A 14,170-nucleotide genomic window follows, 5' to 3' on the forward strand; every position below is an offset into this window, starting at 1 on the left:
TTGTTTTAATCACGTCCAACTTCGCGTTTGTTCCCGATAACTTGGCAGCAAAAACATTCTTTGTGGTAACTCCTCTGTAACACCACAACTCTCCTGCAATCTTATGATTCGGCGGAACTTTCCGATTTACTCACCTTTTTACGACGGGCAATCCGTACTGGTGTCCAGGACCGCTCATTGGTAAAACAGGACCAACCCCATTTTACCCATTGCAGAAGGTGGAAAGCAAGCCACAATGCCCAGGCGAGCATGGTCACGCGATAGGCGATCATGGGTATGGAAATGACCATGGGCTGTGGAAGGAGGCCTCCTGTGACTCGATCCTGGTACCATCTGAGCAGGAAGCTGCTTGAATTATTCCCGGCAATCAACATATCAGGATGTCCGAGTAGGCCGTTGCGGACCGCAAAAACCAATGCACCGATGGTGAAGAGGGTGAGTGCGACGAGCATAATTTGCGCCAGATTAAACCAAGCGCCTTGCAATGCATTGCCTTTTTCCAGCCGTATTTTAAGGGCTATAAACCAGCCAACAATAATCAGACAAGGTACAAGGCCACTCTGGCATAAACCAAACCCCAGAATCATCCAGTGATAACTCTTCAGCGGTGTCAGCTTTGACCTGCCCAAGAAGAATGATACCAGCAGGATAACCAGCAATTCGCTGTAAAAAAGAATAGCTGGTCCCATCTTAGGTCCTTTGACGAACCAGACCCATCGTTTACCGATTTGTATCTCTATATTTGCATTTACACTGTCGTTGCCGAGATCTATTTGCGGTACCTGATACAGAGCGCTTATACCGCTTGGCGTTCTCCAGTCAATGGCTATTTTTTGGGTACCCGGAGTCAGTGGAATCACAACGATGTTGTCTTTTTTCACCGGTTGTTTCCGACCATTTATACTGACTGACTGGACAATGGATCCATCGGGTAAAACGATCTGTTGCTGATCACCACGGGTAGACCGAATGGTAAAGTCGAGCTGCATGCTGGTTGACCTGATTCCGGGGGTGATTTTCAGTGTACTTGATTCTATTGTCTTGGTGGAGCCGGGAATACCTTCTGGTCTGGAGACGTTTAAGATAAGCTGCTCATTTCCCCAGGGATGCCATACCGGTTGCCATACTCCCTTTTTGGAATGGTGATGAATAGGAGAAATGCCATTTGTTTCCACATGCCAGATCGGGCTCGCATTAATTCGCCATATTTCATACCACTGTGTAGTCTGTGGAGCCTGTAAGGTTACCTGTGTCTGTTTATTAAATGCTGAGTGCCATGTCTTTCGCTGCTCATGGGGAGCAAAATTGACGGCAATTGTACTATCTTCCACTTTATATGCTGCATCTGTCACTGATTCTCCTGCAAGCAGGGGGAGAGAGAGAAAGACGGCAGTTCCCTGCGGGGAGAGCCTGGTAACTATTGTTTCAACGCGCCACTGCAGGCCAAGGTGAAGAATTCTTTCTACCTGCATAAGCGGCGGCAGGGTGGACGTACCAAAGTCGGCTTGTTGTGCCTGTGTCTCTTGTTTAATAAACTGGAGTCGATCCTCGGGAACACTATTGTTGTCGAGTCCGGCAACCGACCATTCACCTTGTCCGTCAAAAGTGACAACATGCGGGGGCACAGGAAGAAACATTTGTATGTCCGATCTGTTGACTTTTCCGAAAAGCTGTATTTCCTGTTGGCCGGTGGGAAGCGGAAGCCATATATTCTGCTGATCGGCAAAGGCGGGCGTTGATTGCTGGTTAACCGTGATCGCTTGCCAGAAGATGCCTTCTCCCTGGGGCAGTGTTACAGCCGAATCTGCACTGCAATTAGCCTGTATTTTTACTGTGATTTCATTGCTATGGAGGTTTATATCCATAGTGCTCAAATCCGCGCAATCCGGGAAACAGGGAGCCGGCTCCAGTAATCTGGTGCGAAGGGTTTCCAGTAACTCAGGGCTGGGATACGCTGTACAGTATCCTGGTTCCACAGAGCTTGCGGCAAGTGTAAACAGCACGGCCAGAGCGGTAGCGTTTGCCTTTGATACCGTCTTGTTCCATGGAATAATCGTCTCTTTTTTCAGTTCAGCCATAAAAAAAGCAAGCAGATAAACAGCAGCAACTTTTACTAATATAAGCAGGAGGTTAACCAGAGGAGAGGAGAGCAACAGGTTGAGCTCCAGTTCTTTTTCTACCGGTCCGCTCCAGGACAGTCGAATGACTCGCCATTTTTGGGTGGGCAGGCCTGGGCCTGCCTGTACCTTGGACTGGACATCGTATTGTTGTTCCAGCTGTTGATCGGGCCGATAATGAAGACCGGCAGACGAGGGTGCAATATTGGGCTTTGCCTTGGCCGCATATCTCCCTGCAGCCTGCGGGAGAGCATTCTTTTCGTTGTCGGCGGCAGTCTCGAATGCCATCTCTTTAACAGGAGGGGAGTAAGGGTGAGATACCTTCTCCAACTGGGGAAAAAAACCTATTCGAAGCTGTTCGACACTGTAAGGAAGGATTATGATGACGAGCCCCACCAGGAGTGCAGGCTTAAGCCGCAGTATTGATGTTGCAATTTTTGTATTCGGCATTGCTCTACCCATGGCGATGCAGGCGAGTAAACCAAGCCAGATAAATATCGGTGCATCACGGTCATGATAGGAGAGTACCAGGGCAATAAGAGCTACCGTTCCTTTTACAGCCCCCAGTAGCTTGAACGTGGCGATGACAATGATAAGTACAATAAAGCAATCAAGCAGTGTCCATTGGGAGATCCATGTTTTGGCAGAATCAACACCGGATGCATACAATAATTTCCAACCAGGAGGGAGGACGACCTCAGCTGAAAGTTTGTGTATGCTTTGGCTCCAGCCACCAGCTGGAAACGTTGTTGTATTTTCTATCCTACTTACCGCCAGGCCGTTGATTGTACCCTGCCTTACCTCGACCCCTTCGGGCCCGTCTTTTGTCATCCTGGTTATCAACTGATCTCTTCCATTGATGACCATCCTACCGAGCTTGGCTGGTGACTGCATGGTAAGTCGTGGTTGCTGGGTGACCGTTCCTGAGAGGTCGTCCTTGATGGTCATCCCTTGACCATTGCTGTCCAGCCACAGAGTGCGATGGACAGCAAGACGATTGGGGGCCGGTTCCGGATCCCCTCTTTTCAAGGTTTCAAAGTTCAGTGATTGCCCTTTTTTTATCAGATACGAGGGAAATTTGTGCCAGGCTTGGGGAAGAGTTGTCTGGGTTGGGTCAACCACTACGGCCTGGCTGTTTATTTTTACCATTCGCAGCTGATTGTGTGCTTCAAAACTCCAATATTCGCTTTCCGGTCCTGCCTGTGCAAGGGAAAACAATAAGCTGTCCACTTGACCTGGCAGGCGTGACTTATAGACGATTGTATAATTGCCGGGCCGGGCCTGCATGTGAATACGGTTGTCTGTTCCGATTTTCACCGGTAGGGAGCAGTGCAGGCTTATCGGTATTTGATTTTCAGGAAGCTGCCAGTCAATCAGGATTTCACGGGGCGTTCCCGACACCTGTACCTCGATTTGACTGGTGATCACCATCGGAATCGTATCGTTAATATGCCGGTAAACTTGAGTCTGAACAGTATCTTCGCCCTTAATCTTTTGTGATGAGGACCTGCCGGAAAGCCATAGGGTGTTGTTGTTTATATCAGCAAGCGTCTTTTTGCCGTTGAGCTTGAAGTCGACAATAGCGGTACCGGCTGGAATGCTGATTGATTCCGGGGGGCTTGTCCAGGTGAAATTCCCCTGAATAATATAGACTCCAGGTTGTGCAACATGCAGTGCTGGAATACCCTCTTGGTTAACCACCAGTGCAGGCTCATTGTTGATGACCACCTGTTGCGGCCAATATTTTGTTTGGCCCGGAAGGATAATCCAGCCTGCCTTTTTCATCTCCCACGTCTGCGAAAAATGTCCCGCATTGGCCTGTACTTCCAGTTGAAGAGGGTGAGGCCATACACAGAATTTTTTTTCGCCATCAAACGAGGATGTACACAACCTGTTGTCCTGATCGTGCAATACCCAGGGGACCCATGGCTCAAGTTGCTGGGGAATATCTGCTGCTGCAACCGGCAAGCAGAAGAAGCAGGCGAGAACTGATACTATCCAAAAAAATGATTGCTTGTGATGGAGCATGGAAACCTCCGCAAAACACTCTATAATGATGAAAAAGTAGGACTGGCACCCTATCAGCCCGAATGGGGATCTTTTTGATTGAAAACGAAAAACAGACTGTTAATTGTACAATTGCTCTTGAATCAATAATATCAATTAATTGAGTTTAAAATCAAAAAGTTCATGAGAAATTCGGATTAAGTATTCTATTTAGTACAAAGAAAAGCATAGCACAAAGTGGCTAGATTGGTAGCGGAGAAATGCATTCTGCATAAAAGTGATCTTCAGCCGTTGAGCAGCTGTACATGTGAACGGTGCATCCGAGCAGAAAAAAAGCAAAACCAGATGGTTTGCAAGCAGAGGTGAACAAGCTATAAGAGATGTTTTTGCTGTCGTTTACCCGGACTTGATGAACTTTTTTGCTTGTTTTTTCGTAATGGAACAGTGGTGTGCTCCCTGATGATAGGGGGGAGCCTGCGTCCCTGCACTTTTTGCATATCTGCTGCAATGCTGTCTGCAACCATTGCAGGGGGCAACTGTTTTTCCTCGACCAGAAAGTGAAAAAGAAGTTCAGCCATTCTGCGAAGGGAAATCTGCCAGGTTGAGAGCGTGTTTTGATAGAGCCAGGAGGAAAAGGCAGCAAAGCCACTGTATGTATCTGTGTCCTGCCAGAGGAGGGTAACGCTACCACGAAAATTGCCGCTGTTGTGGAGGAGATCCCAGAAGCGGGCAAAGCGTTTAAATTGCTGCATGGCTGGAAAATCGATGAGGTCATTGGCCAGTATTTCATAAGGCGGCAAAGGTGAATACACCATGCTGTGTACCAGGTCATGCCGATTGATGGTGGTGCCTGAGAGTTTTTTGAGGACACCGAGCTGTATTTCTCCCGTGGTCAGTGTGGTGAGAGTGTTGAGATTGCGGGCAAAACTTTCCAGGGATTCCCCTGGAAGACCGACAATAAGATCGAGGTGGAGATGGGCGTTGGTCTGATGCTGGAGAAAGTGCAGGTTTTCTTGTAATTTGACCATATCCAGCCTACGGTGGATCGCTGCTGCCACCGAAGGGTTCAGGGTCTGAATACCCACTTCAAGTTGCAACGAGCCCGCCGGAAACTGTGCCAATCGTTGTTTAATTGGGGCTGGGAAGTAATCAGGAACGACTTCAAAATGGACCAGGTAAGGAGGGCTTTTAGCGAGAAAGAAGTCGAGTATCCGGATGACGCGATCTGTATTCAGGTTGAAGGTTCTGTCGATAAACTTGATATTTCTGGCACCGCGCTGCCACAGGCTTTCCAAAGCGTTGAGAAAGCTGTCTATATCAAAATATCGCACCTGCTTGTCAATGGAGGACAGGCAAAACTCACATGTATACGGGCAGCCTCGAGAGGCCTCTACATAAAGAGTCCGGTGTTGTATGTCCTGCTCACTGTAATAGTCGTAGGGCAGGCGGAGCGTGTCGATATCTGGAAGGACTGGGCCAATGATTCTGTCCGCTGATCCAGGTCGGGCTGATAAGGTCCGACAGAGTTGATAAAAACTGGTTTCCCCCTCTCCTACGATGATATGGTCAGCGGCGTCCAGATTCACTCTGTAGGGAGGGTGGCCGGCTTCCGGACCACCAAGCACGACGATGCTCTCTGGAGAGAGGAGTTTGATAATTTGAGTGAGCTGTGCAACCTGAAGTACATTCCATATATAGACCCCTATGCCTATAATGCGCGGCTGAAGGGCCAGAATTTTTTCAGCGATGTCCTGGAGCCGATCCGCGGTGGTAAACTCGATAATTTCCGCTTTTGATTCCAGTTCCTTGAGGTTTGCAAGCAGGGAGCGTAGTCCGATGGAGGCGTGAATATAACGTGCATTTAAAGTGGTTAAAACTATATCAGGCATATGGAGATTCTAATTCAGAAAAAAGGCAGGCAACGAACTGATTTCACAACCATTACCTGCCTTTGGGTATGGTTACCCGGTGATTATCTGGCGCAGGACTTTGTGCAGTATACCACCGTTGCGAAAATAATCGATCTCCATCTCGTTATCCAGGCGAAGGGTGACCGGTACGGTTATTTGACTGTTATCAGGTCTTTCAATACACAGCTCAAGTTGTTGGTTTGGTGTAAGCTCACCATCTAGACCTGCAATGGAAACGACTTCTTTTCCGTTGAGATGCAGTGTTTGAATGTCTGTGCCTGGCTCAAATTGCAGGGGCAGCACTCCCATTCCCACCAGATTTGAACGGTGGATTCTTTCAAAGGAAGAAACAATCACTGCACGTACGCCAAGCAGCATTGTCCCTTTGGCAGCCCAATCTCTGGAACTTCCGGTTCCGTAATCTTTGCCGCCAAAGACAACCAGCGGCGTACCTGCTTGTTGATACTGCATTGCAGCATCATAAATGGACACTTCTTCGTCGGTCGGCATTAATTTAGTGTACCCCCCTTCCCGATCAACCATAAGGTTGCGAATGCGAATATTGGCAAAGGTGCCACGGAGCATGACTTCATGATTACCCCGTCTTGAACCATAGGAGTTAAAGTTATCGGGGCTGATGCCAAGGTTTTGTAAATACATACCTGCAGGACTATCCGGCGCAATAGCCCCTGCTGGAGAGATATGGTCAGTGGTTATGGTGTCACCAAACAGAGCGAGAATCCTGGCCTGTTGAATATTGGTTGTTGGTGGTAATTCTTTGCTGAGACCTGTAAAAAAAGGTGGTTCGCGGATATAAGAGGATTCGCTGTCCCAGGGAAAGAGACTATCACTGCCACCGTGGAGCTGTTGCCACTGTTCGTCGCCGTCAAAAACGGTTGCATAACTGTCCACGAACAGGTCAGCGGTGACGGCCTCTTGTACGGTTTCACGTATTTCTTCTTTGGTAGGCCATATATCTTTCAAGTAAACAGGTTCGCCGGCAGCACTCATGCCCAACGGGTCGGTTTCCATATTAATCAAAACTGTCCCGGCAAGGGCGTAGGCAATCACCAGCAGAGGGGAGGCCAGGTAGTTAGCATGAATTTGCGGGTGAATACGGGCTTCGAAATTTCGGTTACCGCTCAGTACCGCTGCAGTGATAAGCTGCTTATTCTGAATGGTATCTGCCACTGTCTTGTCCAGGGGGCCACTATTCCCGATGCAGGTGGTGCAGCCATAGCCGACAAGATTGAAGCCAAGTGTTTCAAGATCAGGCAACAGATTACTTTTTTCAAGGTAGCTTGTCACCACCTTGGAACCGGGGGCAAGGCTTGTTTTCACCCAAGGTTTGCAGTGCAAGCCCAGTTGCACTGCCTTACGGGCCAGCAGTGCCGCACCGATCATCACGTCTGGATTGGAGGTGTTGGTGCAACTGGTAATCGCTGCAATAACAACGGAGCCGTTGGTGAGCTCATCGCATTTTTTGTCAGGAGAGCCGCATGCAACGGGTGTGGTGTCACAGGTGGGACAACCGTCCATATTGCCCGCTTCAATGGCTGTTGAGCGGTCATCCAGCTGTTTGGAAAACTGGTTATAAAAATCATGAGTTACTGCAGACAAAGGTAATAAATCCTGCGGCCTTCGAGGTCCAGACAGGGAGGGGACAGTGTCACCTAAGTTGATATCGTACACAGCGGTATATTCCGGATCAGCCGTGGTTGATGTATACAGGAGGTCCGCCGCCTGAAAATAATCGGCAACCAGTTGTACTTGCTCTTCCGTTCTGCCACTGTTGCGCAGATAGCGCAGGGTTTCCTTATCCACCGGGAAAAAGCCCATGGTTGCACCATATTCAGGGGCCATGTTGGCGATGGTCGCCCGGTCGGGAAGTGTAAGCGTATCTAACCCAGGTCCGAAGAACTCCACGAATCTGCCCACGACTCCTTTTTCACGTAGAAATTTAGTGATGGTCAACACCAGGTCAGTGGCTGTTGTTCCCGGGGGAAGGGAACCGTTTAAGCGCATTCCTATAACTTCAGGGATCTGCAGGGTGTATGGTTGGGCAAGTAGTACTGCTTCAGCCTCGATGCCGCCGACGCCCCATCCCATGACACCTATCCCGTTTATCATGGTGGTGTGGGAATCTGTGCCTAAAACACTGTCTGGATAAATATAGTTGATTCCGTTTTGTTGTTCTGTTTGGGTAACGGTGGCAAGGTATTCAAGGTTGACTTGGTGGACAATGCCGGTTCCAGGTGGGACGACCCGGAAATTATCAAATGCCTTCTGCCCCCAGTGGAGCATGGTATACCGTTCCCGGTTACGCTCCATTTCACGGGCAACGTTAAAGTTGAACGCATCCTTTGACCCATACTTGTCCACTTGGATGGAGTGGTCTATTACCAAATCCACCGGAATGAACGGGTTCATGGACGCAGGGTCACCTCCATTGCGGGCAACAGCCGAGCGAAGTGCTGCAAGATCGACCAAAGCAGGAACGCCTGTGAAATCCTGGAGAACAACTCGACTTGGCATAAAGGGAATGCCCATGTTGGGTAAAACGTCTGGTCGCCATGAAGCCAGGGCCTCGAGCTGGCTGCCTGTCACCATGTTACGGTGGAAATAGCGAAGCAAATTTTCAAGCAGGATGCGGATAGAAAAAGGGTATCTGGACACTGGGCCAAACCCGAGATCGTCAAGACTCTTGACAGCGTAATGGGAGTATGACTTTCCGTTGGAAGTGAACTCCTGTCTGGAATCGAAACGTGAAAAATCAATCTGGTGAGACATATGATCTCCTGCGTGAAAGTGGTGGCTGGATGTACGGGTATTTATTAACAACCAATAGACCCTTTACTGTTTTGCGGCCCGGAAAAGACAGGAAAGAAAGAAGATAGGCCGGTGGAATATATCCACCGGCTCGTAGAGGCTACCAGGTTATTCGTTTCTCAGTACAACGTATTGGCTTGATTTGCCTGAGCGGATGCGGAGAAGCACCTGGTTTTTATTTTTGCTGGAGGATAGAACTTTTTTCAATGCAGAGAGGCTGTCCACCTGCTGTCTGTTCACCTCTTCAATCAATTGTCCGGCCTGCAGGCCGATCCGTCCGGCAGGGCTGTCCGGCTCAACCGCCGTAATCAAAACACCTTGGTTTTGCTCGTATTCAAATTGTTCAGCAAGTTCAGGGGTGAGTTCCTGGAGCGATAGCCCAAATTCTCCCAGGGTCGTCGTTTGTGATGTGCCGGCCGGTTGCCTTGCGGACATGTTTGCTGGTTGTTGACCAATGGTAACTGATATATTTTTAGTCTTTCCGTCTCTGATAAGTTTCAGGCTGACTTTTGAATCTGGTGGAGTCATGGCAATTTTGTTGCGCAGGTCAGCTACATTGGCCAAGGGAACAGTGTCTAGAGCAACCAGGACATCCCCCTGTTTGAGACCGGCTTTGGCAGCGGGTGAATCATCGCTAACTTCTGCGATCAAAACACCACTGGTATTATCCAATCCAAAGGAGTCTGCCAGGTCTTCTGTCACATCCTGGATCACGACACCTAACCAACCACGGGTAACTTTGCCGTGGTCGAGTAACTGTTGCTTGATGGACTGAGCCATGTTGATGGGAATGGCAAAGCCTATCCCCATATAACCACCACTTTTTGAAAAAATAGCAGTATTAAGACCAATGGCTTCCCCATGTATATTCAGCAAGGGGCCACCTGAGTTGCCGGGGTTAATGGCAGCATCGGTCTGAATAAAATTTTCATAATCAGTGATGCCCACCCGGTTCCGTCCTTTGGCACTTACCACACCAACCGTTACCGTTTGGTTAAGCTCAAAAGGACTTCCGATGGCAATGACCCATTCGCCAACTTCCAGATTGTCTGAATTCCCCAAGGGAAGGGTCGGCAGGTTTGTACCGTCAATCTTGATGATGGCCACATCGGATTGAGGATCGGTGCCGATGACTTTAGCTTTGAACTCCCGTTTATCATCAAGGCGGACCGTTATTTTTTCAGCACCTTCAACCACATGGTTATTGGTAAGGATATAGCCGTTGCTGTCAAAAATAAATCCCGACCCTGCACCCTGCTGACGATATTGGCGAGGCTGCTGCTTCCCGCGAGGCTGTTTGAACTGGGGCCCGAAGAATCGCTCAAAAAACGGGTCATTAAAAAAATCGTGGGGGCTGACTTGCATGCCACCGGTCATAGCTTTTTCAACCGCCACATGAACCACTGCAGGACCAGCCTTTTTGACCACCGAGGCAAAGGCTTTGGCAGAGCGGTCAAGCAGGGCTATGTCAGCTTCATCCTGAGCGTGGACATTGATAGTTGTGAATAAAGCTATAACGCAGAAAACAAGGGCGCTGCGTAGGGTTCTCCTTGAAAAATGTTGATTAATTTGCATTCACAAATTCTCCTAAAGGTACATGTTTTCAGTCCGGGATGCCTTTATGCTGAGCACGACACTTCCCGATGGTGGATTATAAACGTTTGCAACAGGCGTTTAAAATTCCTCCAATATAATTATACTTCCATGCGCGTTAGTCAAGGCCGGGGGTTAGTTCTCAAGTCTAGAGCAGGGGTCGCTTACCGGTCCTTTGAGCTGGAAAAAGAACTGTAGTCCTTTTTTCACAGTGTTGGAAAAAATTTTCGGCGATAGATAACTGCCTGCTACTCTTTTGTTGATTTCCCCCAGCGTGGGGTAGGGATGTACGGTTCCTGCCAGGGTTGAGAGCTTGACACCGCCACTGAGGATGGCGACCCATTCACCGAGCAGGTCGCCGGCCCTTGGACCTGCAATCTGCACACCTATCGGTTTTTCCTTGTCGTTGAGCAGTAGCTTGAGCTTGCCGGTGGTTTCTCCTTCGGCCTGTGCTCGATCGTTGTTGCTGAACTCTTCGGTCCATACTGTAAAGTCAATTCCGGCTGCACGTGCTCTTTTTTCATTATAGCCAAGGGAGGCCAGTTCCGGATCAGTGTATGTACACCACGGCATCCAGGTATAGTCGGCCTTGCGCGGCAGGCGAAAAAGAGTGTTAGACACAACTATACCACCTTCATACCCCGCAGCATGAGTGAATTGAAATCGACCGGTGATATCACCAGCGGCAAAAATATGTGGATGGTTGGTTCGCAGTCGTTGATCAACGGCAATCCCTGAAGGACTGTAGTTCAGGCCTATATGGTCCAGCCCTAGATTGCGCACATTAGGTGAGCGTCCCTGGGCAAGAAGAACTGTGTCAGCCGTCAATGTTTCCCGTTGGCCACCGCTTCCCTCTATCACAATGTTTTTGACCCCATTTTTTCGATGGGCTTCAACTACGGTAGCATTGAGATAAAACCGAATCCCTTCTTGGGTAAGTACCTCCATGACCGTATCAGCCATATCCTTGTCTTCTTTACTGAGAATTTGTGCTGAGCGCTGGACAACTGTGACAGCGGTGCCAAGCCGGTTAAAGGCCTGGGCCATCTCCATGGCTATGGGACCCGCACCAAGGACCACCATGGATTTGGGTAAAGCATCCAGGGAGAAGATGTCTTTATTGGTAATGTAGTCTATATGAGTAAGCGGTTCCCCTTCCGGTGGTGAAGGTTCAGATCCGGTTGCAATGACCCAGAATTTTGCAGAATGGTTCTTTCCGTTGAGGCGTACAGCGTGTTCGTCTATAAATTCAGGATGACCAAAGGCAACCTGGGCACCAAGCTTGCAAAAACGCTCCACCGAATCATGGACCTGGATGGTATTGATCACCCGCTGAACACGGTCTGCAATATCGGGGAAGTGTACAGGTCCGATGGTAGCTTGCGGCAGACCGAATTTTTGGCTTTGTTTGATATTGTGGTAAACGTGGGCTGATTTGATAAGGGTTTTACTGGGAACACACCCATAATGGAGGCAGTCACCTCCCAGGAGCTGTTCTTTTTCTATCAGTAGCGTTCGCGCCCCCAGTTGGGCAGCACCGGCTGTGATGGTCAGTCCTGCTGCGCCGCCACCAATAATACCTATATCATATTCATATTTATGCATTTTTTCTCTCCATTTCCAGTTAGCTGGAGGGATACCCTTTTTTTGCTTGATACAGTGCAAGGAGTTTTTTGGTGAGAATCGGCAGGAAGCCGAGCAAGGCAAAAGAAACAATGAGACGTGGTGAGAGGATGCCGGCCAGGCTGTCGATCTTTGCTAATTCTTTTCCGGCATTAACGTAAACAATGGTCGCCGGCAGCATGCCCAGCTGAGAGACCCAGTAGTAGGTGACCAGGCGAATTGATGTCAATCCCATGACCAGATTGATCACAAAAAAGGGAAACAGCGGTACCAGTCGGAGACTGAACAAATAAAAACCACCCTCCTTAGCCATTCCTTGGTTGATTTTTACCAGTTTATCTCCGAATTTTTTTTGCACCCAGTCACGTAACAGAAAACGGGCGACGATACAGGCCAGAGTGGCTCCGATGGTTGAGGAAAAAGAGACCGCAACTGTGCCTGTGAACAGACCAAACAGTCCGCCGCCGGCCAGAGTCATTACTGCCGCCCCTGGAAGGGAAAGCGCTGTCACACCAATATAGGTGAAGCAATAGAGGGATAAAATAAGCAGTGGTCGAGCTTCGTACATACTCAGCAGGGCATCTTGCTTTTGTTTGAGAAAGTCAAGGCTCAGGTAGTCGCCCAATCCGAAAAATTTGAAGAGCAGGACCAGGACAAGGATAACAGAGATGATGATGACCTTTTTGATCATGCTTTTGCTCATAACAGCTCCTATGAACCAGCTAAGAAATGTTTTTTAGTGTTGCTATTTTTTGAAATCCGTATGCAGCTGCACCCATGGTTGCTGTCTGCGGATTGATTATAATTTTGATAGGAATATTTTGTAACAGGTCGTGATAAATGCCTCTGGTAAAAAGAGTCATGAAATGTTCCTGGTTAATAAAGGGGGCAAGTCTTGGAGCAAGCCCACCGCCAAGAAAAATTCCCCCCAGGGCCATGGTGGTCAGGGCTAGGTTGGCTGCCTGATCGGCAAGGATATCTACAAAAAGGAAAACAGTTTGCAAGGCAATATGGTTGGTTTGATTATTATGTAAAGCTTCAAGAGCAGTGCTCACGATTACCGGTGTTTTATCAATGGCAGAGGCCAGGTCGTGGGTAAATTGAGGGGGCATCGGTATCTGTGTCTGCATAAAGTCAAGCAGATTGGGTAATCCGCTGCCGGAACAGACGCGTTCAGCAGAGACATGTGCATATTTCTGCTGTAAGTGGGCAAGCAACTGCATTTGTCGTGTATCTCTAGGTGCAAAACTAATGTGACCACCTTCAGATGGGTGGGGAACGAACTGCGTGCCGTCATAGGTTAAGAAGCTCTGTCCCAGTCCGGTGCCAGGGGCAAGCACTGCAACCGCAGAACCTGCTACAGGACTGCCGATATTGAGTGTCTGGAGGTCGGCCACCGGCAGCAGGACTGCTCCCATGGTAGTCGCAACCAAATCGTTGATCAAGAAAGCCTGTTGAAAGTGAAATTGTTGCTGAAGATCTTCGCCAGAGATAGTCCAGTCAAGATTTGTCATTTCTGCCTGGTTGCCAAGCACAGGACCGGCAATACCAAAGCAGGCGAAACCAGGACTTGATTTAGTTTGCTGGAGGAACCGCTCGATGAGTTGATGAAAATCTGTTGCCCTGCTATTTTGAAAAGTATGTTGAGCCAGCGGGTGCGCGGGCGATTGCCCCTGGTGGTACAGCGCGAGGGTTGTTTTGGTACCGCCTATATCACCGGCTAAAAGAAGTGCGTTGTCAATCATGGTGCTGAGGAGGTGTGCCTTTTTCGAATTTAAAAAAGAGGGAACATAACCGCCCTGTGATTAGGAGCCTGCGTGCAGGAGAAAAACCTAGCCCGAATTTCTCATGAACTTTTTAATTATACACTCAGTTAACAGTCTGTTTTTTATTTTCAATCAAAAAGTTCCCCTTTCGGGTTAGCTGTTAGAAAAAAATAATTCTCAAGAGCCTTTCATGGTCGCAGGTCTCACATCCATTTGATTATAAAGGATATACATAATCCACTGGTTAAAGCATAACCATCGGTTAAGTATGATTCAATCAAGAACGCAAATATCTTGTCACTGTTGGAAAAAGAGTGACAAGATA

7 protein-coding genes are annotated in these 14,170 nt (G+C 48.6%); all 7 read right to left on the minus strand.

The window, feature by feature from the left end; genetic code table 11:
* Positions 1-101: 101 nt before the first annotated feature.
* The 7 genes from JWH17_RS09825 to glk all read right to left on the minus strand — a co-directional run bounded on the left by JWH17_RS09825 (position 102) and on the right by glk (position 13,824).
* Positions 102-4,145 (minus strand): hypothetical protein, encoded by a 4,044-nt coding sequence (locus tag JWH17_RS09825; protein ID WP_205222433.1) that lies wholly within the window; start codon positions 4,143-4,145, stop codon positions 102-104.
* A gap of 350 nt (positions 4,146-4,495) precedes the next feature.
* Positions 4,496-6,013 (minus strand): B12-binding domain-containing radical SAM protein, encoded by a 1,518-nt coding sequence (locus JWH17_RS09830; protein ID WP_205222434.1) that lies wholly within the window; start codon positions 6,011-6,013, stop codon positions 4,496-4,498.
* Between the two features lie 72 nt (positions 6,014-6,085).
* The gene (gene acnA, locus JWH17_RS09835; RefSeq protein ID WP_205222435.1) at positions 6,086-8,824 is read right to left on the minus strand and encodes an aconitate hydratase AcnA; all 2,739 of its coding nucleotides are present in this window, start codon (positions 8,822-8,824) and stop codon (positions 6,086-6,088) included.
* A gap of 147 nt (positions 8,825-8,971) precedes the next feature.
* The gene (locus tag JWH17_RS09840; protein ID WP_205222436.1) at positions 8,972-10,438 is read right to left on the minus strand and encodes a DegQ family serine endoprotease; all 1,467 of its coding nucleotides are present in this window, start codon (positions 10,436-10,438) and stop codon (positions 8,972-8,974) included.
* 153 nt (positions 10,439-10,591) lie between these two features.
* Positions 10,592-12,061 carry a dihydrolipoyl dehydrogenase family protein gene (locus tag JWH17_RS09845; protein ID WP_205222437.1) on the minus strand — a complete coding sequence of 490 codons (1,470 nt, stop codon included), beginning with the start codon at positions 12,059-12,061 and terminating at the stop codon, positions 10,592-10,594.
* A gap of 19 nt (positions 12,062-12,080) precedes the next feature.
* On the minus strand, positions 12,081-12,782 hold the full coding sequence (locus JWH17_RS09850; protein WP_205222438.1) for a TVP38/TMEM64 family protein: 702 nt from the start codon (positions 12,780-12,782) through the stop codon (positions 12,081-12,083).
* Positions 12,783-12,801: 19 nt separating this feature from the next.
* On the minus strand, positions 12,802-13,824 hold the full coding sequence (gene glk / locus JWH17_RS09855) for a glucokinase (protein WP_205222439.1): 1,023 nt from the start codon (positions 13,822-13,824) through the stop codon (positions 12,802-12,804).
* Positions 13,825-14,170 lie beyond the last annotated feature (346 nt).

The sequence above is a fragment of the Desulfogranum marinum genome, assembly GCF_016918565.1.
Classification (GTDB): Bacteria; Desulfobacterota; Desulfobulbia; order Desulfobulbales; family Desulfobulbaceae; genus Desulfogranum; species Desulfogranum marinum.